Source organism: Streptomyces sp. NPDC047042 (assembly GCF_040644035.1).
Taxonomy (GTDB): Bacteria; Actinomycetota; Actinomycetes; order Streptomycetales; family Streptomycetaceae; genus Streptomyces.
The window spans coordinates 58,821-79,230 of record NZ_JBEYVP010000040.1; the positions used below are offsets into that span (position 1 = coordinate 58,821).

The following is a 20,410-nucleotide window of genomic DNA, read 5'->3' on the forward strand; positions in this document are numbered from 1 at the left end:
TACGGGGTCACCGCGACCGCGCGGTGACCTTCTCCCGGATCTCGGCCGCCCAGTCCGGATCCATCGGGGCGATGATGCCGACCGCCTCACTCCACCGGGCACGAGCCGTGTCGAGGTCGCCGGCGAGAGCGAGCGTGTCCCCGAGCCGGTTCATACTGCCCGCTTCGTTGTAGCGATCCCCGCCCGCCCGCAGCAGGCGGATCGCCCGCTCGTAGCAGAGACGGGCCCGCGCCAGATTGCCGAGGTGATGGTGGGCGAAGGCCAGGGTGTCCCAGGCATTCGCCTGGTCCGACCCGCCGGTGTCGGACGTACGGCGATGCAGCAGCAACGACCGCACCGCACTGGCGACAGCCTCGTCGTGGGCACCGAGTGAGGCGTGGAACCAGGCAATGGCGTTGAGGCAGTCGGCCTGTGCGCCGACATGCCCGGCGAACCGGTACAGGTCGAGGGCCCTACGGGTGCAGTCGATCGCCTCGAGGTCGCGTTCCGTACGGGTCATCACCCAGCCGAGCATTCGCAGACAGTACGCCTGCCCCATGTCGTCACCGAGAGTCTCGAACAGGACGAGGGCCTGCTGCAGGTGCACCTCACCGGACCCGTACCGGCGCAGCAGCGAGTGAGCCCGTCCCAGGCCCGCGTGCGCGTGTGCCAGGCCGGTCGCGTCCCCCGACCGCCGGGCCGCCTCCAGTGCGGTGAGCTGCAGGTCCGCCCAGTCGTGCCAATGACCCACCCGTTCGTACATCGGATCGAGCAGGCGTGCCAGCCGCCAGGCGTCGCCCGGCAGATCGTCCCGCACGGCCTGACGTACCAGCTCGGTCAGTGTGAGCCGTTCCGTCCGGAACCATCGCACCGCCGCCTCCGGGGAGTCGGGTGCGGTGTCGGCCGCGACCGGTTCGCCGAGCAAGGGATAAGGGAAGACGCGGGCCGGGTCCAGTTGCCGCAGGGCGGCGTGCGCCGTCCCCAGGTAGTGCTGGAACAGCCTGTCCTTGGCCGCGCTCCTGTCCGAGCGGGTGTCATGGGTGTCCGTCGCCTCACGTCCGTAGGCACGCAGCAGATCGTGCAGGCGGTGCCGGTCGTGCTCCTCCATGGTGACGAGGTGCGCCCGCACGAGTTGGTCCAGCAGCGTACGGGTCGTGCGGAGGGGGAGGTCGGCGAGCGCGGCGGCGGAACGAGTGTCGAAAGTGGCTCCGGGATGCAGCGACAGCAGCCGGAACAAACGTGCTGTCGCGTCGGAGAGTGTGCGGTAGGACCAGTCGAACACCGCCCGCACGTCGCTGAAGTGATCGGTGCTGTGAAAGGCGTCCAGGCTCCCGTCGGCGTCCTGGAGCTGCGCGGCCATCGCGCTCAACGGCAGGTGAGGGTTCATCAGGACCCGGGCCGCGATGACCGACAGGGCCAGCGGGAGCCGGCCGCACCGGGAGATGATCGTTTCCGTTGCCTCGGGCTCGCTGTCGACACGGTCGGCCCCGAGCCGCCGTACGAGAGTCTCCCGGGCGTTCTCGGCGGACATGACGTCGAGCATCAACGGGTGCGCGCCGTGGGCCGCCACGAGGCTGCTCAGCTGGTTTCGGCTCGTGATGAGCACCAGGGAGCCTGCGGAGCCGGGAAGGAGGGGCCGGACCTGTTCCGCGTCCCGGGCGTTGTCGAGCAGGACCAGTACACGTCGGGTGGCCAACAGGCTTCGATAGAGGGCGGCTTGAGCGTCCAGTTCGTCGGGTATCCGCCGCGGGGGGATGCCGAGGTTCTCCAGGAAACCGCGGATCGCTTCCGCCGGGGCCATTGCCGATCCGTTGAGATCGAAGCCGCGGAGGTTGACGTACAGCTGCCCGTCCGGGTACCGGTCGGCGACCTGATGGGCGAGGTGGAGGGCGAGAGTCGTCTTGCCCACTCCGGCCATCCCGCCGATCGCGTTGATGATCAGGGCCCGGGCTGCGGGGGCCGCGCGGTCGTCAGAGGCGAACTGGGACAGCAGATGGCCGACTTCGGCGTCCCGGCCCACGAAGTGGGAGGGCGCGGCGGGAAGTTGGGCCGGACGCGGGAACGGGGACGGTGTGCTTCCCAAGCCGGGTGCTTCTGCTGTGCCGGGTGGCGGGGACGCCAACGGGGCTCCGGCCAGCACCTGTTGGTGCGCCTGGCTCAGAGCGGCCGAAGGCCTGACTCCCAGTTCGTCGTGGAGCCGGTCGCGCAGACCGTGGAAGACCTCCAGGGCCTCGGCCTGCCGCCCGGCCTTCGACAGGGCGAGGATCAGCCGGCTGTGCAGTGGCTCGTCCAGCCGATGCTGGTCGGTCAGCGCCTGCAGGACTCCCAGGATCGGCTCGACGTCCCCGAGCCGGAGGGCGAGGTCCGCCGCCTCCTTGGCGACCGTCAGACGTTCGTTGTCGAGCTGCGTGAACAGGGGGTGCCCGCGCACCTCGGCGCCGACCCCGGCTCCCGCGGGCCCCCGCCACAGCCGGAGGGCCTCGGCGTAGTTTTCGACAGCCCGCTCCGTACGACCGCCGTCGCGCGCTGCACGCGCCTGCGCGTACAGCTCACGGAACCGAAGCAGGTCCAGGGAACGGGCGTCGACGTTGACGCGGTATCCGCCGCCGCCTCCCACGAGCCACTGTCCGCTCGCCATACGGGGCAGGGCCGGCTCGATCATCCGGCGCACCGAGCCGATGTGGCGCCGGACGACGTTCGCGGCGGTCGGGGGAGCGCTGCCGCCCCACAACAGGCTCACCATCTCCGGCAGCGACACGGGCAGGCCCGCGCTCGCCAACAGCACGGCGAGCAGGGCCTGTTGCTGCGGTGGACCGGTGTGCAGTTCGGTGCCGGCCCGCCAGGCCCGAACCGTCCCGAGTACGGTGAACCGCACCTCGGACGTCACCTGCTGAGCCGATAAGAGGGCAACGGGCGTCTGCGAGCCGCCGCCCTCCCGCACAGGCGCCGGCCTGTCGCCTACTCGAACCATGTCTCCCCCATCACGCGGACTGCCGGACGCAGACGCGCGCCGCACCTCACCGTATCGAGTGAGACACGTACTGGGCAGGGCAGTTGTCTCCTTCCGGCCCCCCCGGGGGAGCTAGGTGGCGAGGAAGGTGAGGAGGACGTTGGTGAGTTCGGCGGGCCGCTCCTCGTAGATCCAGTGGCCGGAGTTCTCGATCACCTTTTCCGTGACGTGGGTGGCGTACTTGCGCACCTGGTCGGGGACGGCCTGGCCGAGGCTGTGCCTGGCTCCGATGGCGAGGACCGGCATGGTGAGTTTCGTCCGCCCGTTGATCTTGTTGTCGGCCACGTCCTGGTCGAGGGTCCTGAACCACTCGAAGCTGGCGCGCAGATGGGCGTCGTCCTTGAGGTAGTGGCCGTAGAGGGCGGCGTCCTCGTGGCTGATGCCGGCCTTGTTGTACTCCAGCAGGTCCGTGAAGCCCTCGACCCACTGGGTCTCGCGGCCGTCGACGGCCTGCTCCGGCAGGCCGTTCTCCACGGAGAAGAAGCCGAAGTTCCAGAAGCCCGGCCCCTTGGAGGTCAGTGACGGGAAGCTGTAGAGGCTCTTGTCGGGGATGGGGGCCTCGCTCAGCACGAGCTTCTTGACGTCGCGCGGGTGCGCGGCGGCGTAGGCGTACGCGACCATCGTGCCGATGTCGTGGCCGACGATCCGTACGTCCTTGTCCCGGCCCAGTCGGGTCAGCAGACCGTGGATGTCGGCCGCGAGGGTTTTCTTGTCGTAGCCGGTGGCGGGCGCGTCGCTCCGGCCGGCGCCGCGCAGGTCCGGTGCGATGACGCGGTAGTGCTTGGCCAGTTCGGGCAGTTGGGCGCGCCACTCGTGCCAGGTCTGGGGGTAGCCGTGCAGCAGGACGAGGGTTTTGCCCCGGCCGCCCTCGACGAAGTTGATGTTGACGTCACCGACCTTGAGCCTGCGTTCGGTGAAACCGGCAGGGAGGCCTTCGCCGGTGGGTGCGGTGTGGTCCGTCGCCGAGTTGACGACCGGTTCGGCAGGGCCCGGGGTGCCGACGAACACGGTGAGAGCGGTGGCAGCGGCGACGGCGGTCGCGGAGGCCGACATGGACAGCAGGGCTCTTCTCAAGGGATCTCCTCATCTGCGGGGACAGCTGTCAGCCGGACAGCGGACAGTGGAATCCGGACCTGACGGCTACGGGCTTTGGGCTGCGGGCTATGGGCTATGGGTTATGAGCTACGGGCGGGTGCTGAAGGGGCCGAGCTCCCCGGCGTCGATGCGCAGCGACTCGAGCATCGCGAAGGCGTTGTCGGGGGTGAACACGTCCACGGCGGCGAGCACACCGGCGTACTTGGCCACGACAGGAGCCGCTGCCCGCTCGGCCACCGCGTCGAGATACGTCTTGAAAACGGCCCAGGAGTTTCCCGAGGGTTTGTACTTCTCGAAGAAGGGCGTCGGATCCACCGAGGCCATCGCGGCACGGGTGCCGGTTTCCAGATCGGCGACGTACCGCTTCTGGAGATCGCCGTCGGCACGGACCCCGAGGCGGCCGAGATGTCCGCCGACGAGAGTCCGCCACGGGTAGTCCATGGCCACGTCGTGCGCCTTGATCCACGCGGGAATGTCCTGGGACACCGCGAGTCCCTTGAACGGGACCCAGCCGGGGTAGAGCACGTCCACGACCATGAGAGTGGCCTGCCGGGGTGCGTAGACGAAGATGTTGTCGGGGGAATGGTTCGGGCCGTGGTGGGCGAGTTCGAGCACTTCGCCGCCCACCCGCAGGACATAGCGGTCGTCGAAGGTCTCCGAGGGCGCGGGCCGGTTCGGGTCGGCGGCGATGCGCAGCAGGCGCCGCGTCTCTGTGTGTCCGATGCGCACCACGTCCTTGCCGAAGATGGACGAGGCCCCGATGTGGTCGGCGTGGGAGTGCGAGTAGACCAGGTGGGTCACCTTCGCCGGCAGTCCGTTCGCCCTGGTGACCTCCTCGATGGCCCGCAGCAGGTTGTGCCCGATCGTGGGCGGCGCGTCGACCAGGACGACGCCGTCGCGCGTGGTCAGGAACATGGCCTGGTAGAAGGAGTCGGTGACCCAGTAAAGGTTGCCCTTGATCCGGCCCACGAAGTAGCCGTCCGCGTTCGTCTTGGGACCGACCGACGTCGCGGGGATCGCCGCGTAGTCGGGTAGGCCGCCGGGCTCGGCCGCCGCCGCGAGGCCGGGTAACGCCGTACCGAGGACGGCGGCGGTAGTGGGCAACGCCGCCGCGAGCGCCATCCGTTGGAGAAACAGGCGTCGCTCAGGGGTGACCGCGTCCGAGGATTCGACTGTCATGGAAGTCGCCTTTCCGGGCGAGGAGTCGGAGTACGTGGGGTGCTCAACGGCTGGTGGAGCGGGCCGCGGCGACGATCAGGCCGGTGGTGACGTCCGGGTGCGAGAGCATGACCACGTGCGAGGCGCCCTTGACCTCGACGGTGTGGGACTTCGCGCGGGTGGCCATGAAACGCTGGGCGGCGGCCGGGATGGCCTTGTCGGCACCGGCGACCAGGTACCAGGAGGGCAGCGTCTTCCAGGCGGGCGGGCCACTGGGTTCACCGAGGGCGGCCAGGCTCGCGGGACGCTGCGTGGCGGCCATCAGCGCGGTGTCCCGGGCGGGCAGATCGGCGGCGAAGGCTGTACGGAACTTACGGGCATCGATGTAGGCGTCCGTGCCGGTGCCGCCGCCGGCCAGTGGAAAGGCCCGGGTGAGCAGACTCTCGGGCAGCAGACTGCCCGGGTATCTGCCGGTCAGATCGAGGCCCGACTCGCCCTGCTCGGGGGCGAATCCGGCGACGAAGACCATGGCCTTGACGTTGGAGTGACCGATCGCGGCGTTCGAGATGACCTCGCCGCCGTAGGAGTGCCCGACCAGGACGACGGGTCCCGGGATCGTGGACACGATGCTGGAGACGTAGGCGGAGTCGCCGCTCAGGTCGCGCAGCGGGTTCGCCGCGGCGATCACCGGGTAACCCGCTCGCTGGAGTTTGGCGACGACCTTGTTCCAGCTCGACGAGTCGGCGAACGCGCCGTGCACCAGAACCACGGTCGGCTTCGCCCCGTGACGCTCCTCGCCCGACGTGGACGTGGACGTGGGTGAAATTGTCGCGGACGGTGTCGACGCGGCGGACGCGGCCTGCGAACCGGTCACGATCAGCAGGGCAAGAGCCGCCAGGCCTACGGGAACTCTGCGCCTACGCCGCCGGCTCGGGGCAGCGGATGTGACCAGGGAGGGCTCGGACATGGCGGAGGCCGGAACTTCGGGCATGGAGGAACTCCTCGTAGGTGAATGGGGGTGTGAAAAGGAGGGGCAGCAGGGCGGTCTCGGTGCCGATGGTGAAGTACGGCGCGTGACGCCGTTCACCGTCTCCCGTCCCGGTCTGCCCTCTGCCCTCTGCCCTCTGCCGGGTCAGAGGGACTGCTTGCCGAGCCAGGCCAGAACGCTGTCGGCGACGTCGCGCCAGCCGCTGTCGATGGTCAGCGAGTGCGCCCGGTCCGGGAATTGGAGGATCTCGGTGATCGCGTCGGAATGGCGGTACTGCTTGAGCGTCGCCAGGGTGACGGCTTCCGGCACGGTGTGGTCCTGACCGCCCGAGATCAGCAGCAGCGGCCCTCGTGAGGCGTTGTCGGTGGCCACCTTCGCCGGTGAATGGGGGTTGAAGTTGGCGGCGGCGGCCTCGAAGAGGGGCTTGCCGGGCGCCGGGACGGTCCACCGCTCGTAGAGTCGCAGGGACTCCTCTTCGGACACGGCGTTGCCGAACGCGTAGCGGAACTGCTCGCTGGTCAGTGAGACCGCCCGGTGCCGGTTGGCGGGGTTCTTGAACACCGGCAGGGTGGCCCGCAGCGCCGACAGCGGCAACGGCAGTACGCCCTTGATCTGCGCGGCGTCGATCGCCACCGCGGCGACGGCCAGATCCTGGCCCAGCAGCTTCTGCGCGATCATGCCGCCGAACGAATGCCCGATCAGGATCGGCTTGGCGCCGAGACCGCGGACGATCGCCGCGTAATGCTCGACGACGTCATCGATGCCATGGTCGGCGAGGCGCTCGGGATGCGCCCGGGCCTCTTCGACGGTGTCCGGATCACCGGGCCAGCCCGGCGCCGTCGCGTCGTATCCGCGCTCGCTGAAGAGTTCGACCCATGGTGTCCAGGACGTGGCATGGAGCCACAGGCCGTGGATGAACAGCACCGGAGTCGAGGCAGTGGCCGGGGGTACGACGTCGTCGTGGTTCATGAAAACCTCCGTGTCCCTTCGCGGAGGCCAGATGAATCGGCGCCCCGCCGCAGCTCACGGTAGGTGGGGCGGACTGGTCGCCGCCCCACGCGAACGCGTAGTCGTCGCCAGGTCCGAGGGGTGGCTCTGGGGCGCCGGTACTGATCCGAGCCGGCACCGATGATGGTTCAGGGATCTTTCCCGCACCCCTCTCGGGGTGCGGGAAAGATCCGAGACAGTTCCCGCCGCGCTCCCGCCGCGTTTCCGCCGCTCAGAAGATGCGGTAGGGGCCCCAGCCGGTGCCGGCCTGGTAGCGGGTGCCGAGGGTGTCGATGCCCGGCTTTCCGGTGCCGGGGTAGACCCACAGGGTGCCGTCGGACGCCTGGCGGGACAGTACGTCGGTGCGCCCGTCACTGTTGAAGTCCCCCGTGCGGACAGCGTTCTGGGTCTGCCAGCTCCGGCCGACCTGGTAGCGGGTACCGAAGGTCTCCATGCCGGGCTTCCCGGTGCTGGGATAGACCCACAGCGTGCCGTCGGACGCCTGGCGGGACAGCACATCGGTGCGGCCGTCGTTGTTGAGGTCGCCGTTGGTGATGATGTCCTGGCTCTTCCAGCCGGTGCCGACCTGGTAGCGGGTACCGAGCGTCTCCATGCCGGACTTTCCGGTGCCGGGGTAGACCCACAGGGTGCCGTCGGACGCCTGACGGGTCAGTACGTCGGTGCGCCCGTCACTGTTGAAGTCCCCGGTACGGGTGACGTCCTGGGTCAGCCAGCTCCTGCCGACCTGGTACCGGGTGGCGAAAGCTTCCATGCCGGGCTTCCCTGTGCCGGGGTAGACCCACAGGGTGCCGTCCGATGCCTGACGGGACAGCAGGTCACCGATACCGTCGTTGCTGACGTCCCCGATGGTGACGGCGTCCTGGCTCTGCCAGCTGGTGCCCGCCTGGAAGCGAGTGCCGAGAGTGCTGCCGCTCGCGTTTCCGGTGCCGGGGTAGATCCACAGAATGCCGTCGTCCCTGGCGGCCGCGACGTCGGCCTTGCCGTCACCGGTGAGGTCGTCGGGGTTGCGGGACACGGTGTGGTCGACCCAGTCGCGGACGTCGTCGACACGGGTGTCGACAGCCCCGGTACGGGTCTCCGCGGGATCGTTGCCGAGACATCCCCCTTGCCAGGAGCGGGAGTTGACGGAGACGAGTTCGGTGATTCCGTTGACGGTGCGAAGGGCGGGACCGCCGGCGTCGCCCTTGCAGACGGTCGCGGTGTCGGAACCGTTGAGGTTGACTGCCGTGTCCGTGGTGGAGGCGACGGCGAACGTGCCGCTGTGGAGCTTGTCGGGCACCCATTCGGTCCTGGTACGCCCGAACCCGGCCTTCACCAGCTGCTCTCCCGCTGCGGCGGGCGTGGTGGCCAACCGCACGGGTGCGATGCTCGGATCGGTGATCCTGGCGGCGAGTTTGACCAGAACGAGGTCGCGGTCGGCGTGCGGGACGAGCCGGATGGCCGACAGGACACTGCCGCTGGTCTGGGTCAGGTCGGTACGTCCGACGGTGACGGTGGTGTTGATGGCGGGTTTGCCTGCGGGGGGTCTGCCGTCCGAGGCGAAGCAGGTGGCCGCGGTCAGGACCCACTGCGGATCGACGAGGGTGCCGGTACAGGCGGCCTCTTCCCCGACGTTGATCTTCGCGACGTAGTTCAGCTGCGCCGGCGCGTCGGCCCCGATGATGGTGGGCGCGGAGCCGGGCACGGCCGTGGCCGGAGCGGTGCTCAGCACGACGGGGGCCGCGAGCAGGGTAGCGGCCAACACGGACAGACGCGGGCGTCTTGAAATGGAGCCCGCCCCGGCTGCGACGCGCCACCGGAGACGACTGCGTTCTGCTGTTTCCTTCATTGATCCCCCAGTTGGTTGCTGAACGCGGGATGTCATCACCGGGCTCGAACGCGGGTGCACAGGAATGCGATGCCGGTATCGCTCTACCAGCTGTGCCCCAACTCCCTTGGAGGAGAGCTTTCTTACCTCTCGAAGAGAGAGGCCCCCGGTCCCGGTGATCGTCACCGCTTTGCCATACCAACATGAAGTCATTGCGAGGTCGAGTGCGGAAAACCGTGCATACTCCGGCAACCTCTCCGCATCTTTGGTGATCTCCGCCACACTTGGCAAAGGTTGTACGGGAAGTTGTGAGGGAGATGTGAGCGCACCCTCACGTGAAAGCGCCGGTGTCCCTGTGCTGTCCATGGGGCCGGCGGCGCGCCGGGGGCGGGAGAGGTGACGCCGCGTTCCACGGGCCCGCGGGCATCATGGAGAATCAGTGCCATGAGTGAGAACGTCTACTTCCAGGTTTCCGCCAACGGTGAGGACCTCGGGCGCATCGTCTTCCGTCTCTTCGACGATGTCGTACCGAAGACCGCCCGTAACTTCCGCGAGCTGGCCACCGGCCAGAACGGCTTCGGCTACAAGGGTGCCCCCTTCCACCGCGTCATCCCCGAGTTCATGCTGCAGGGTGGTGACTTCACCAACGGCAACGGCACGGGTGGCAAGAGCATCTACGGTGCGAAGTTCGCCGACGAGAACTTCCAGCTCAAGCACGACCGGCCGTTCCTGCTGAGCATGGCCAACGCGGGTCCGAACTCCAACGGCTCGCAGTTCTTCATCACCACCGTGGTGACCCCGTGGCTCGACGGCAAGCACGTCGTCTTCGGAGAGGTCGTCGAAGGCGCGGACGTCGTCAAGACGATCGAGGCGCTCGGCAACCGCTCCGGCGCGACCGCCAAGACGATCGTCATCGAAGAGAGCGGCATCGTCCCCGCCGTCTGATCCTCGTTCGTCCGGGGCGCCTGTCCGGCGCCCCGGACCGGGAATACCTTCCCGCTGTCAAGCCCTCTCCTAAGCCCTCTTCGCGCCGCTCTGCTCGCGGACGGCGTCGAACATGGCCGTGAGAGCGGGGCTCTCGGCGAGGCTGCACAGCAGGGCGTGCAGCGAGTGCTGTTCAGTGGTGCCCAGGTCGGCGAGGGTTTCGCTGTCGAGGCCGACGAGCGTGCGGTTGAGGTCGGCCAGGACCTTGCGTCCGGCGTCGGTGATGTCGACGGCGTAGCGACGCCGGTCCTGCGGATCGCGTGTCCGCTCGGCGTATCCGGCCCGCTCGAGGTCGTCGAGGCTCGTCACCATCGTCGCCGGGTCGATGCGCAGGAACGAGCCGAGCGCCAGTTGCGGCATGGCCCCGTTGTCCGCCAGGGCCTGCAGAACGCTGTAGTGGCGCACGCGCAGACCGGTACCGCCGAGGCCGACCTCGGCAAGCCTGAACGCCACCTGCCCGAGCTTGACCAGCAGGCAGATGGTGTGTTCGGCCACTGTCCCCGGTACCAGCGGAGCCTCGGACATCGTTTATCCCGCCCATGGTTAGCCCTACGTATCGTCTGGGTCCATCGTACGAGAAGGCCTGGGGTGGCCGAACCGGGACAGCGACCGCGGTGCGCAGAAGATCGGTCAAGCAGATCGGTTGACGCAGATCGGTCAACGCAGATCGGCTAACCAATAGCGGTTACCTGGGCGGCTCGCAGTGCGGGACACCGCGCGGAGTAAGCCGTCAGCCGACGATGGCCCGGCCGAAGATCTGCCGGGCGATGACCCACTTCTGGATCTCGTTGGTGCCCTCGTAGATCTCGCCGATCTTGCTGTCCCGGTAGATCGCCTCGACCGGACCGGCGCTGCCGTCGGCACCCAGTTCGCGGGCGAAGCCGAGGCCTCCGAAAGCCTGGACGGCGTCGCGCGCCATGTCCACCGACAGCTTGGTGGCGTAGTGCTTCGCCATCGCGGCCTCGGGTTCCGGGGACGGGTTGCCCGCGTCGAGGCGCAGGGCGGCCTTGGTGACGAGGGTGCGGGCGTTGTCGATCTCGGTGGCCCGCTCGGCGAGCAGGAACTGCCAGTGCTGGTTGGCGGCCACCGGCTTGCCGAAGGCGTGCCGCGTCGACAGGTGGGCCACGGTGTGGTCGAACGCGGCCTGTGCCATACCGACCCCGGCGGCCGCGATGCCGATCCGGCCGTAGGTCAGGGTCGACAGGGCGTGGCGCAGTCCGTGCCCCTCGGCGCCGCCGAGGAGGTCGTCGTCGGACAGGTGTACGTCCGTGAAGCGGATGTCCGCGGTGAGCTGGCCTCGGTTGCCCATCTTGCGGTCGGCGAGGCCGACTTGGACGCCCGGAAGCGTTGTGTCGACGATGAACATGCTCAGCCGCTCGCCGGTGCGGGCGAGAACCACCACGAAACCGGCCACGGGCGAGTTGGAGATCCACCGCTTGTGGCCGTTCAACACCCAGCCGGTCTCGCTGCGTACGGCCTCGGTCCGAACGGCCTGCGGGGACAGGTCGCTGGAGGCGTCCGGCTCAGTGGTGGCGAACGCGCCGACCACCGAGCCCTGCGCGACCTTGGGCAGCCAGCGCTGCTGCTGCTCCTCGGTGCCCTGCCGCAGGGCGTTGCCCGCCAGGATGCAGTGCACGTCGAAGACGGCCGCGACGCTGCTGGAGTAGTAGGCCAGCTCCTCGATCGCCGCGGCGGTGGCGGTCGCCGGGTGGGTCAGACCGTCGCCGCCGACCTCACCGGGGAAGGGGATCCGGAAGACCCCTGCCGAGGCGAGCGCGTCGAACACCTGCCGGGGGAAGCCGTCCGTGCGCTCGTCGCCGTTCGCGATCACCGCGGCGTGCGGAGCCACCTCTTTCTCCGCGATCCGGCGCACGGCGGCGCGTACGGACTGGGTCTCTTCGGGGGCGAGGAGCTCGTGGTAGAGCCGGTCGCTCTGGCGTGCGGGAGTGGAAGTCATGCGCGGACCATATCATTCGTGCCACGTATCATTAGTTCTCCAACCGATTTTGGAGGTTCGAACATGACACGAACGCTGGCCGGCAAGACCGTCCTGATGTCGGGAGGCAGCCGCGGCATCGGACTCGCCATCGCCCTGCGCGCGGCCCGCGACGGTGCGAACGTCGTGATGCTCGCCAAGACCGCCGTACCGCACCCGAAGCTCGAAGGCACGGTCCACACCGCGGTCGAGGAGGTCGAACGCGCGGGCGGCAAGGGGCTGGCCGTCGTCGGCGACGTCCGCAACGAGGACGACGTACGCACCGCCGTCAACGCGGCGGTCTCCGCCTTCGGCGGCATCGACATCGTGGTGAACAACGCCAGCGCGATCGACCTGTCGTCGTCGGAGCAGCTGGAGATGAAGCGGTACGACCTGATGCAGGACATCAACACGCGTGGCACGTTCCTGCTGAGCAAGGCCGCGATCCCGCACCTGCGGGAAGCGGGGAACCCGCACATCCTCACCCTCTCGCCGCCGCTGAACCTGGCGCCGCACTGGGTGGGCAAACATCTCGGTTACACGCTGTCGAAGTACGGGATGAGCCTGTGCACCATCGGGTTCGCCGAGGAACTCGCCGCCGACGGCGTCGCCGCCAACTCGCTGTGGCCTCGGACCCTGATCGACACAGCCGCCGTACGCAACGTGGTCGGCGGCGCCGGACAGGCCCGCAGTCCCCAGATCATGGCTGACGCCGCGTACGCGGTCCTCACGCGTGACGCGCGCAAGTGCACCGGCAATCTGTTCATCGACGACGAGGTCCTGTCGGACGAAGGCGTCACGGACCTGTCGGTCTACAGCCCGGCCGGCCTGGAAGGCGAGCTCGCGCTCGACATTTTCGTCGATCCGGCCTGACCCCGCTCGGTTCCGAGGGAGTGCCTTCTTGGCGCGCCGGGCGGGTCGGTTGGGCCCGCCCGGCGCATCAGCGCATCAGCGCATTAGCGCATTAGCGCGTCAGGCGTTGGTGTACGTGTATCCCAGGGTCCCGGGCACTGCGAGGCCGACCAGACGGTTCAGCCGTGGGGCCCCACGCCGCGCAGGAGCGTGTCGACGACGAGCGTGGCCAGTGCGTCCGCGTTCTGCCGCACCTGGTCCGGGGCGAGATCCGCGCCACCCCCGTGCTGGGCCTCGTCGATGAGGGCGTAATAGACCCGCCGCGCCCACATGAGGTCCGTGTCCGGGGCGAGGATTCCTTCGTGCTGGGCCCGGGCGAAGAAATCCAAGGCCCCGACGTTGACCTCGGACCAGATCACCTCGGTGAGGGGGGTGTCGGCGAGGGGGTGGCCGAGGGTGAACCGCCAGACGCTCTTGATCCGCAGAACGTTCGCCGTGACGCGGTGCAGTGCCACGAGCGGCGGGGCGGTGTCCATGTGGGCGTCCTCGACGGACTCCATGAGCTGCCGCTTCGCCGAGGCGGCGAGTGCTTCGATGAGGGCTTGGCGGTTGGCGAACCGCCGATGGACGGTCGTTCTGGCTACGCCCGCCCGCTCGGCGATCTGCTCCATGGAGGCCCCGGGGTCTTCGGCGAGTACCTGCTCGGCCGCTTCCAGAATCGCGCGGACACTCCGCGCGGCATCGGCCCGCAGGGGTCGACCCATGACCTATCCACTCCCGTTGTTGATTCGTGATGCATCGAAGACCATACGCCTGGCCTGCGTATTTGTACCGATTTGCATCAGTGCTGTGGCGTGGGAATGTAAAATCGCGACAAGAGTGATGCGTTTAAGTCAATGAACTGCTACGTTCCTGTTTTAGATCATGAACATATTTGCGTGATCCGGTTCCCCCTCGGCGGTTCCTCAGTCCGCGGGGCGGAGTCCCTCTGTCCTGGCCCATGTGCCTGACGGCCCCATGTGAACGAGCCCTCGGGTGAACCGGAGGAATGACACGGTGGAGATAGAGCTGCGGATCAACGGATCCGCCCGAAGACTGGACGTCGCGCCGCAGGTGAGCCTGCTCGACGCGCTGCGCGAGTACCTGGGCCTGACCGGCACGAAGAAGGGCTGCGACCAGGGCGCGTGCGGCGCCTGCACGGTCCTGGCCGACGGGCGGCGGATCAATGCCTGCCTCGCGCTCGCGGTGCAGTACGAGGGCCGGGAGATCACGACCATCGAAGGGGTCGACCACCCGCTCCAGGAGGCCTTCCTCCGCACCGACGGCTTCCAGTGCGGCTACTGCACGCCGGGCCAGATCTGCTCGGCGATCGGGATGCTCGCCGAGCACAAGGAGGGCGCGCCCAGCGCGGCGACCGAGCATCTCGCCGACAGTGGCGGGGAGTTGGACGAGGCGGAGATCCGGGAGCGGATGAGCGGCAACCTGTGCCGCTGCGGCGCCTACAACGGCATCGTCTCGGCGATCAGGGAGGTCGCGAAGTGAAGTCGTTCTCCTACGCCAGTGCGACGGATGTGGACACGGCGCTGCGCACGGCCGCCGACGGCGACGGCGTGAAGTTCCTCGCGGGCGGCACGAACCTCGTCGACCTCATGCGCGAGGGCATCGAAGAGCCGTCGACGGTCGTGGACATCACCCGCCTGCCGCTGACCGGCATCGAGGAACTCCCGGACGGAGGAATCCGCGTCGGGGCGCTGGTGAGCAACAGCCGGCTCGCGGCGGACCCTGTCATCCGCACCCGCTACCCGGTGCTGGCCAAGGCGATCCTCCTCGGGGCCTCGGCCCAGCTGCGGAACATGGCGACGGTGGGCGGCAACCTCCTCCAGCGCACCCGCTGCATGTACTTCTACGACGAGGCCTCCGCCTGCAACAAGCGCGCACCCGGCACCGGTTGTGACGCGATCGGCGGGTTCTCCCGCGGCAGCGCGGTCCTGGGCACGAGCGAGCACTGCATCGCCACGCACCCCTCGGACATGGCGGTGGCGCTGGTGCTGCTCGACGCCGTCGTCGAGGCGGAGAGCGTACGCGGCATCCGGCGCATCCCGGTCGCCGACTTCCACACGCTGCCCGGCGACACCCCGCACATCGAGTCGGTGCTGGCCCCCGACGAGCTGATCACGGCGATCGAGCTGCCGCCGGTGCCGGTCGCGGCGCACTCGCGCTACCGCAAGGTCCGCGACCGCGCGTCCTACGCGTTCGCCCTCGTCTCGGTCGCCGCCGCGCTGGCCGTCGAGGACGGCGTGGTCACCGACGTACGGCTCGCACTCGGCGGCGTAGCGACCAAGCCGTGGCGGGCGCGGGTCGCGGAAGAGCTGCTGCTCGGCGCCGAAGCCACCGACGAGAACTTCGCCAGGGCCGCGGCCGCCGAACTCGCCCCCGCCCTGCCCCAGTCCGACAACGCCTTCAAGATCGACCTGGCCCGGCGGACGGTCGTGGCCGTGCTGCGGACACTCAACGCTGAGCGGAGCACATCGTGACCACACACACCTGGACAGGCTCCGAGCCCGTCGCGGACGCTTCCGTACCCGTCGGGGGCGCGGTCGGGCGACCGGTGGACCGCCGGGACGGCCACGCGAAGGTGACCGGGGCCGTGCGGTTCTCCGCCGAGCACCACTACCCGAACCTCACGTACGCGAAGCTGGTACATGCCACCATCGCCCGGGGCACGATCACCGGCATCGACACGGCCGCCGCGGCCGCGGTGCCCGGCGTCGTCGCGGTCATCACCCACCTCAACGCACCGAGGATCCGCCCGGAACGCAAAGCCAACATCGTGCTGAACCTCGGACCGGACGTGTCGGGCACCAGCCTCGACTACCTCAACACCGATCAGGTCTTCTGGGACGGCCAGCCGATCGCCGTCGTGGTTGCCGAGACCTCTGCCGCGGCGAACGAGGCCGCCCCGCTCGTCGAAGTGACCTACGACCCACTGCCCGCGCGGGTGGACTTCGCCGCCGAGCAGCACAACGCCACCCCGGCGAAGGGCGACCTCACCTTTGCCGGCCACACAAAGAAGGGCGACGCCGAGGCGGCGCTGGCCACTGCGGAGGTGTCGGTCGATCTGCGCTACAACACGCCCGGCCTGCAGCACAACGCGATCGAGCCGCACGCGACGGTCGCCGTCTGGGACGGTGACCATCTCACCGTGCACGACACCACGCAGGCGACGGACCAGAGCCGCCGCCACCTGGCCGGGCGGTTCGGCGTGCCGGCGTCCCACGTCCGTGTCCGTGCCGAGTTCCTGGGGGGCGGCTTCGGAGGCAAGTTCGCCGTCTGGCCCGGCACGGTCATCGCGGCGATGGCGGCCAAGGCAGTCGGGCGGCCCGTGCGCCTGGCGCTGAGCCGCACGGCCGTCAACCGCGCCACTGGCGGGCGTACCGCCTCGACCAACCGGATCGCGCTCGGTGCGACCCGCGACGGCCGTCTCACCTCGCTGATCCAGGACAGCGTCACCCGCACCGGCTCGGCCGGGGGGCTGCTCGAGGCGACCAGCTCGCCCGCCCGGCACCTCTACGGCGCCGAGAACATGCTGACCCGGCAGAACCTCGTCGCCATGGACCTGATGCCCAACACCTGGCTGCGCGCTCCCGGCGAGGCGATCGGCAGCTTCGTGCTGGAATCGGCGATGGACGAACTCGCCTACGAGCTGTCCATGGACCCGATCGCCCTGCGGCTGCGCAACGAGCCCGCAAAGGACCCGACGCACGGCAAGAAGTTCTCCCAGCGCATGCAGCGTGAAGCCTTCGAGGCAGGCGCCGAACGCTTCGGCTGGGCGGACCGCGACCCCGAACCCCGCTCTATGCGGGACGGCGAGTGGCTCGTCGGGATGGGCATGGCCACCGCTTTCCACCCGACCCTGCGCCTGGTCGCCGACGTCAAGGTACGGCTGAGCGACGACGGCAGCGCGCTCGTGCAGTGCGGTTTCCACGAGATGGGCATGGGCGCCGCGACCGTACAGGCACAGATCGCCGCCGACGCGCTCGGCATCGCGTACGAGAAGGTCCGCGTCGAGTACGGCGATTCGGCCCTGCCGTCCGGCCCGATGGCCGGCAACTCCAACCAGACGGCGACGGTGGCCACCAGCCTCCTCGCCGCATGCGCCGAGCTGACCCGCAAGGTGACCGCTCTGGCCCGGCGCACGGGCACGACCGGCCAGGAACCGGCGGCCGCCCTGCGCGCAGCGGGGCGACCGTTCCTCGAGGCCTCGGTCGGGTCGGACACCCGGCGGGGGTTGCTGGGCGCGCAGGGCCGGTTCCTCACCAACTTCCTGAAGGACCAGCGCTGGTCCAAGGCCGCCCGCGGCGCTCAGTTCTGTGAGGTGCGGGTGAACGCCGACACCGGCGAACTGCGGATCTCGCGCTGGCTCGGCATGTTCGACGTCGGCCGCATCATCAACCCCAAGACCACGGCCAGCCAGCTCCGCGGGGCCGTGGTCATGGGTATCGGCATGGCGCTGTCGGAGCAGAGCCTGATCGATCCCCGGAACGGCCGCACCATGAGCGCCGGGCTCGACTCCTACTACGTGCCGGTGCACGCCGACATCCCCCCGATCGACGTCGCCTGGCTCGACGAACCGGACAAGACGATGCCCCTGGGAATCATCGGCCTGGGCGAGGTCGGCACGACCGGCGTGGCAGCAGCGATCGCGAACGCCGTGTACCACGCGACCGGCAAGCGAATCCGGGACCTGCCGATCACCCTGGACAAGCTGCTCTGAGCCGCCTCATGGCGACTCCCGCGCCCTCCGACCACCACAGGAAAGAAACACCATGCTGGACATCGCTGACGAGCTGAACCAATGGCTCGAGGAGGGGCGGGAGTTCGCCGTCGCCACCGTCGTGGCCGTCAGCGGCAGCGCACCGCGCGGCCCGGGCGCGGCGCTCGCCGTCGACACCGACGGCACGGCCATCGGTTCGGTGTCCGGCGGCTGCGTCGAGGGCACGGTGTACGACCTGTGCACCCAGGCGCTCGCCGACGGGGTGGCGGTGCGTGAGCGGTTCGGCTACAGCGACGAGGACGCCTTCGCTGTCGGGCTGACTTGCGGTGGCGTCCTCGACATCCTGATCACCCCGGTACCCGCCGACGGACCGGGCAGGAAGACACTCCAGACGGCACTGTCGGCCGCGGTCCGGGGTGAGGCGGTGGCCCTCGCCCGCGTGATCCGCGGCCCGGCCCAGCTGCTCGGTCGGGCACTGGCAGTCCGCCAGGACGGCTCGTACGAAGGTCAACTGGGCGAACACCCCGACCTGGACCGCGCCATTGCCGACGAAGCCCACTCCCTGCTGGACGCCGGCCGCACCGGCACCTTCGACCTCGCGCGGGACGGCTCTCACTGCGAGCCGGACCTGACCGTGTTCGCCGAGTCGAGCCTCCCACCGCCGCGCATGCTCGTGTTCGGCGCCATCGACTTCGCGGCGGCCCTGGTGCGCGTGGGCAAGTTCCTCGGCTACCACGTCACGGTGTGCGACGCCCGCCCCGTCTTCGCCACCCGCACGCGCTTCCCCGAGGCCGACGACATCGTGATCGACTGGCCCCACCGCTACCTGCAGAGCACCGGAACCGACGACCGCACGGTGATCTGCGTCCTCACCCACGACGCCAAGTTCGACGTACCCCTCCTGGAAACAGCCCTGCGCCTGCCGGCCGCCTACATCGGCGCGATGGGTTCCCGCCGCACCCACGCCGACCGCGACCGCAGACTTCGCGAAACCGGCCTCACCGACGCCGAACTGGCCCGCCTGCACTCACCCATCGGCCTCGACCTCGGCGCCCGCACCCCCGAAGAGACCGCCCTGTCCATCGCCGCCGAGATCATCGCCATCCGCCAGGGCGGAACAGGCCTGCCCCTGAGTTCCTCGCACACACCGATCCACCGCGACACAGAAACGCGCCGACTGGGACGATCGGCGCGAGTGGCCGCGTGATACGACCGCGATCGCGAGCCGGCCGTCAGGACAGCCAGGGCACTCTGAGCCCGGTCCGCGTCGAGCATCGGACGCAAAAGCCCCGGCTGGACGGGGGAGGCCAGCCGGGGCCGTAGGTGGTGGCGTGCGGAGGGCGGTCGCCTCGCGGCGAAAGGCTCCATGGGGCTTCAGCCGTACGATCTTCCCCATGGGCTAGAGGTGAGGCCCGGGGACACTGTCCCCTCCGCAGCCACATACAGATGAACGGTCACCAGCCCCTGGATGTTCCGTCGTTGGCGCCGTGCAACGTGTGAACTGGGGCACCCCGCTGGCTCGGCCGGCGGCGGGGTGAAACGACAGCGGAGGCGGGCACGAGGGCGTCGGCGCGAGGCCCGGGCCAGCCTTGGTCACCCGAGGCAGCGCCGTCTGTGCGGGCGACGGCGGCTGACCGGGCAGGGCCGGCTGGACGAAGTAACCATCCCGGGAGACTGGCGGTCCGGCGGCGGCAGCAGCGTCGTAGGACCGATCCGCGACGTGGCCTCGGCGGTTTGGTGCTGTAGCTGGCCAGGCGGTGCCGCAGAACGCCGCGAGTACCAGGGTGCCTGCACTTTCTCGAGCGCGTGGTCCAGGGAGTCGAGGACTCTCCAAAGGCCGGGAAGTCGTTTCGGAGCTGTTTTGAGGGAGGGCGGACGGCGACGGGACGCCGTGGGACGGGACGACTGGGGCGGATGGGTTACCGAGAAGGTGCGGCGGTCCTGCTCCCGGCGTTGTCGCTCACTCCTGGTAGTGCGGGAGGATGTCGCCGTTCTTGACGTAGGTGAGGGCAGCGGTGACGTCGTAGGCGTGGATCGCGGAGACCAGCGGTGCCAGCTGGTCGGACAGGTCCTGGATCACGTTGCCGGTGAAGAAGGCGTCCCGTGCTGCGGTGTCGGTGAATCCGAGGATGAGGGAGGCGTGGAAGCGCTGGTCGTGGGGGTTGTCGTGGGCGACGTTCGGGGTGTCCCAGAGCTTTTCGAGCCAGGGCAGAAACGTCTGTGTGCGCAGCTCCTTCAGCACTCCGGTGCCGGCGAGCGCGGGAGCGAGCTGCTCGTTGACGAACTTCCGGAGGGCGCCGGCGCCGATGCCGTCTCTGCGGCGCAGGTAGATCAGAGCGCGGGCACCGACCTTGTCTTCCGGGCCTGCGACGTCGTACCAGCGGGAGGAGTTCGGCGGGCCGGTGTAGAGCAGGGTGCGGCGGAACACGTTGATCTCGTCGGCGTAGGCCAGCTTCGTCTGTTCGCGCCCTTTCAGGGGTGCGAGCGCCGATTGGAAGGTGACTTCCGCGACGCCGTCGATCTTTCGGTCGGCGGGGATCGCGGTCTGGACCCCGTCGATGGTCGGCCACCGGCCCGGGTTGTGCTCGGCGAGGTGGATCTGCCGGTACTCCTCCAGGCCCGGGGTGGCGGAGATGATCCCTGAGTGCGGGCCCTTCCAGTGGTCCATGCCGGTCTGGCGGGGCTGATCGGTCCGCACCCACAGCAGGATCGAGGAGGTGAGGTGCTGCTTCTTCACTTCCAGGGGTGTGACGGCCGGTGACGTGCTCATGGTGTTGCCC

The 20,410-nt window shown here is 69.3% G+C and carries 16 protein-coding genes; 6 read left to right on the forward strand and 10 right to left on the reverse strand.

Features of this window, described 5'->3' with window-relative positions; all coding sequences use genetic code 11:
* Positions 1 to 7: 7 nt before the first annotated feature.
* The 6 genes from ABZ855_RS37235 to ABZ855_RS37260 form a co-directional block, all read right to left on the reverse strand.
* Positions 8 to 2,866 carry a BTAD domain-containing putative transcriptional regulator gene (locus ABZ855_RS37235; protein WP_360814567.1) on the reverse strand — a complete coding sequence of 953 codons (2,859 nt, stop codon included), beginning with the start codon at positions 2,864 to 2,866 and terminating at the stop codon, positions 8 to 10.
* Between the two features lie 195 nt (positions 2,867 to 3,061).
* Complete coding sequence (locus ABZ855_RS37240) at positions 3,062 to 4,063, reverse strand: alpha/beta hydrolase (protein WP_360814569.1); 1,002 nt, start codon at positions 4,061 to 4,063, stop codon at positions 3,062 to 3,064.
* Positions 4,064 to 4,171: 108 nt separating this feature from the next.
* Positions 4,172 to 5,263 carry an MBL fold metallo-hydrolase gene (locus ABZ855_RS37245; RefSeq protein WP_360814571.1) on the reverse strand — a complete coding sequence of 364 codons (1,092 nt, stop codon included), beginning with the start codon at positions 5,261 to 5,263 and terminating at the stop codon, positions 4,172 to 4,174.
* Between the two features lie 43 nt (positions 5,264 to 5,306).
* Positions 5,307 to 6,233, reverse strand: coding sequence for an alpha/beta hydrolase (locus tag ABZ855_RS37250; RefSeq protein ID WP_360814573.1), 927 nt, complete (start codon positions 6,231 to 6,233; stop codon positions 5,307 to 5,309).
* Between the two features lie 141 nt (positions 6,234 to 6,374).
* Positions 6,375 to 7,199, reverse strand: coding sequence for an alpha/beta fold hydrolase (locus ABZ855_RS37255; protein WP_360814575.1), 825 nt, complete (start codon positions 7,197 to 7,199; stop codon positions 6,375 to 6,377).
* Positions 7,200 to 7,449: 250 nt separating this feature from the next.
* Positions 7,450 to 8,982 (reverse strand): FG-GAP-like repeat-containing protein, encoded by a 1,533-nt coding sequence (locus ABZ855_RS37260; RefSeq protein WP_360814577.1) that lies wholly within the window; start codon positions 8,980 to 8,982, stop codon positions 7,450 to 7,452.
* Between the two features lie 507 nt (positions 8,983 to 9,489).
* Between ABZ855_RS37260 and ABZ855_RS37265 the strand changes: the two genes are divergently transcribed.
* The gene (locus ABZ855_RS37265; protein ID WP_360814579.1) at positions 9,490 to 9,990 is read left to right on the forward strand and encodes a peptidylprolyl isomerase; all 501 of its coding nucleotides are present in this window, start codon (positions 9,490 to 9,492) and stop codon (positions 9,988 to 9,990) included.
* A 69-nt stretch (positions 9,991 to 10,059) separates the two neighbouring features.
* Here the strand turns inward: ABZ855_RS37265 and ABZ855_RS37270 are convergent, their stop codons facing one another.
* The gene (locus tag ABZ855_RS37270) at positions 10,060 to 10,554 is read right to left on the reverse strand and encodes a MarR family transcriptional regulator (RefSeq protein ID WP_360814581.1); all 495 of its coding nucleotides are present in this window, start codon (positions 10,552 to 10,554) and stop codon (positions 10,060 to 10,062) included.
* Positions 10,555 to 10,759: 205 nt separating this feature from the next.
* Positions 10,760 to 11,986 carry an acyl-CoA dehydrogenase family protein gene (locus tag ABZ855_RS37275; protein ID WP_360814583.1) on the reverse strand — a complete coding sequence of 409 codons (1,227 nt, stop codon included), beginning with the start codon at positions 11,984 to 11,986 and terminating at the stop codon, positions 10,760 to 10,762.
* Positions 11,987 to 12,049: 63 nt separating this feature from the next.
* Here ABZ855_RS37275 and ABZ855_RS37280 point away from each other — a divergent pair, with 63 nt between their 5' ends.
* Positions 12,050 to 12,877, forward strand: coding sequence for an NAD(P)-dependent oxidoreductase (locus tag ABZ855_RS37280; RefSeq protein WP_360814585.1), 828 nt, complete (start codon positions 12,050 to 12,052; stop codon positions 12,875 to 12,877).
* A 158-nt stretch (positions 12,878 to 13,035) separates the two neighbouring features.
* Here the strand turns inward: ABZ855_RS37280 and ABZ855_RS37285 are convergent, their stop codons facing one another.
* On the reverse strand, positions 13,036 to 13,620 hold the full coding sequence (locus ABZ855_RS37285; protein ID WP_360814587.1) for a helix-turn-helix domain-containing protein: 585 nt from the start codon (positions 13,618 to 13,620) through the stop codon (positions 13,036 to 13,038).
* A gap of 292 nt (positions 13,621 to 13,912) precedes the next feature.
* On the opposite strand from ABZ855_RS37285, the gene ABZ855_RS37290 reads away from it, so the two are divergent.
* From ABZ855_RS37290 to ABZ855_RS37305, 4 genes are read left to right on the forward strand one after another with little or no spacing between them, the layout of a single operon-like run.
* Positions 13,913 to 14,398, forward strand: coding sequence for a 2Fe-2S iron-sulfur cluster-binding protein (locus tag ABZ855_RS37290; RefSeq protein ID WP_360814589.1), 486 nt, complete (start codon positions 13,913 to 13,915; stop codon positions 14,396 to 14,398).
* The gene (locus ABZ855_RS37295) at positions 14,395 to 15,390 is read left to right on the forward strand and encodes a xanthine dehydrogenase family protein subunit M (RefSeq protein WP_360814591.1); all 996 of its coding nucleotides are present in this window, start codon (positions 14,395 to 14,397) and stop codon (positions 15,388 to 15,390) included. Before ABZ855_RS37290 ends, ABZ855_RS37295 begins: the two co-directional genes overlap by 4 nt.
* Positions 15,387 to 17,630: a xanthine dehydrogenase family protein molybdopterin-binding subunit gene (locus tag ABZ855_RS37300; protein ID WP_360814593.1), complete on the forward strand. Its 2,244-nt coding sequence runs from the start codon at positions 15,387 to 15,389 to the stop codon at positions 17,628 to 17,630. The genes ABZ855_RS37295 and ABZ855_RS37300 overlap by 4 nt, the downstream gene beginning before the upstream one ends.
* Before the next feature lie 52 nt (positions 17,631 to 17,682).
* Positions 17,683 to 18,837 (forward strand): XdhC/CoxI family protein, encoded by a 1,155-nt coding sequence (locus ABZ855_RS37305; protein ID WP_360814595.1) that lies wholly within the window; start codon positions 17,683 to 17,685, stop codon positions 18,835 to 18,837.
* A 753-nt stretch (positions 18,838 to 19,590) separates the two neighbouring features.
* On the opposite strand, the gene ABZ855_RS37310 is transcribed toward ABZ855_RS37305, so the two are convergent.
* Positions 19,591 to 20,400 carry a strictosidine synthase gene (locus ABZ855_RS37310; protein ID WP_360814600.1) on the reverse strand — a complete coding sequence of 270 codons (810 nt, stop codon included), beginning with the start codon at positions 20,398 to 20,400 and terminating at the stop codon, positions 19,591 to 19,593.
* Positions 20,401 to 20,410 lie beyond the last annotated feature (10 nt).

What these genes read in the sequence shown, in the direction of transcription:
- ABZ855_RS37270 (WP_360814581.1), bottom strand. Translation starts at nt 10,554, where the DNA reads ATGTCCGAGGCTCCGCTGGTACCGGGGACAGTGGCCGAACACACCATC.
- ABZ855_RS37285 (WP_360814587.1), bottom strand. Translation starts at nt 13,620, where the DNA reads ATGGGTCGACCCCTGCGGGCCGATGCCGCGCGGAGTGTCCGCGCGATT.
- ABZ855_RS37275 (WP_360814583.1), bottom strand. Translation starts at nt 11,986, where the DNA reads ATGACTTCCACTCCCGCACGCCAGAGCGACCGGCTCTACCACGAGCTC.
- ABZ855_RS37255 (WP_360814575.1), bottom strand. Translation starts at nt 7,199, where the DNA reads ATGAACCACGACGACGTCGTACCCCCGGCCACTGCCTCGACTCCGGTG.
- ABZ855_RS37265 (WP_360814579.1), top strand. Translation starts at nt 9,490, where the DNA reads ATGAGTGAGAACGTCTACTTCCAGGTTTCCGCCAACGGTGAGGACCTC.
- ABZ855_RS37250 (WP_360814573.1), bottom strand. Translation starts at nt 6,233, where the DNA reads ATGCCCGAAGTTCCGGCCTCCGCCATGTCCGAGCCCTCCCTGGTCACA.
- ABZ855_RS37305 (WP_360814595.1), top strand. Translation starts at nt 17,683, where the DNA reads ATGCTGGACATCGCTGACGAGCTGAACCAATGGCTCGAGGAGGGGCGG.
- ABZ855_RS37245 (WP_360814571.1), bottom strand. Translation starts at nt 5,263, where the DNA reads ATGACAGTCGAATCCTCGGACGCGGTCACCCCTGAGCGACGCCTGTTT.
- ABZ855_RS37280 (WP_360814585.1), top strand. Translation starts at nt 12,050, where the DNA reads ATGACACGAACGCTGGCCGGCAAGACCGTCCTGATGTCGGGAGGCAGC.
- ABZ855_RS37310 (WP_360814600.1), bottom strand. Translation starts at nt 20,400, where the DNA reads ATGAGCACGTCACCGGCCGTCACACCCCTGGAAGTGAAGAAGCAGCAC.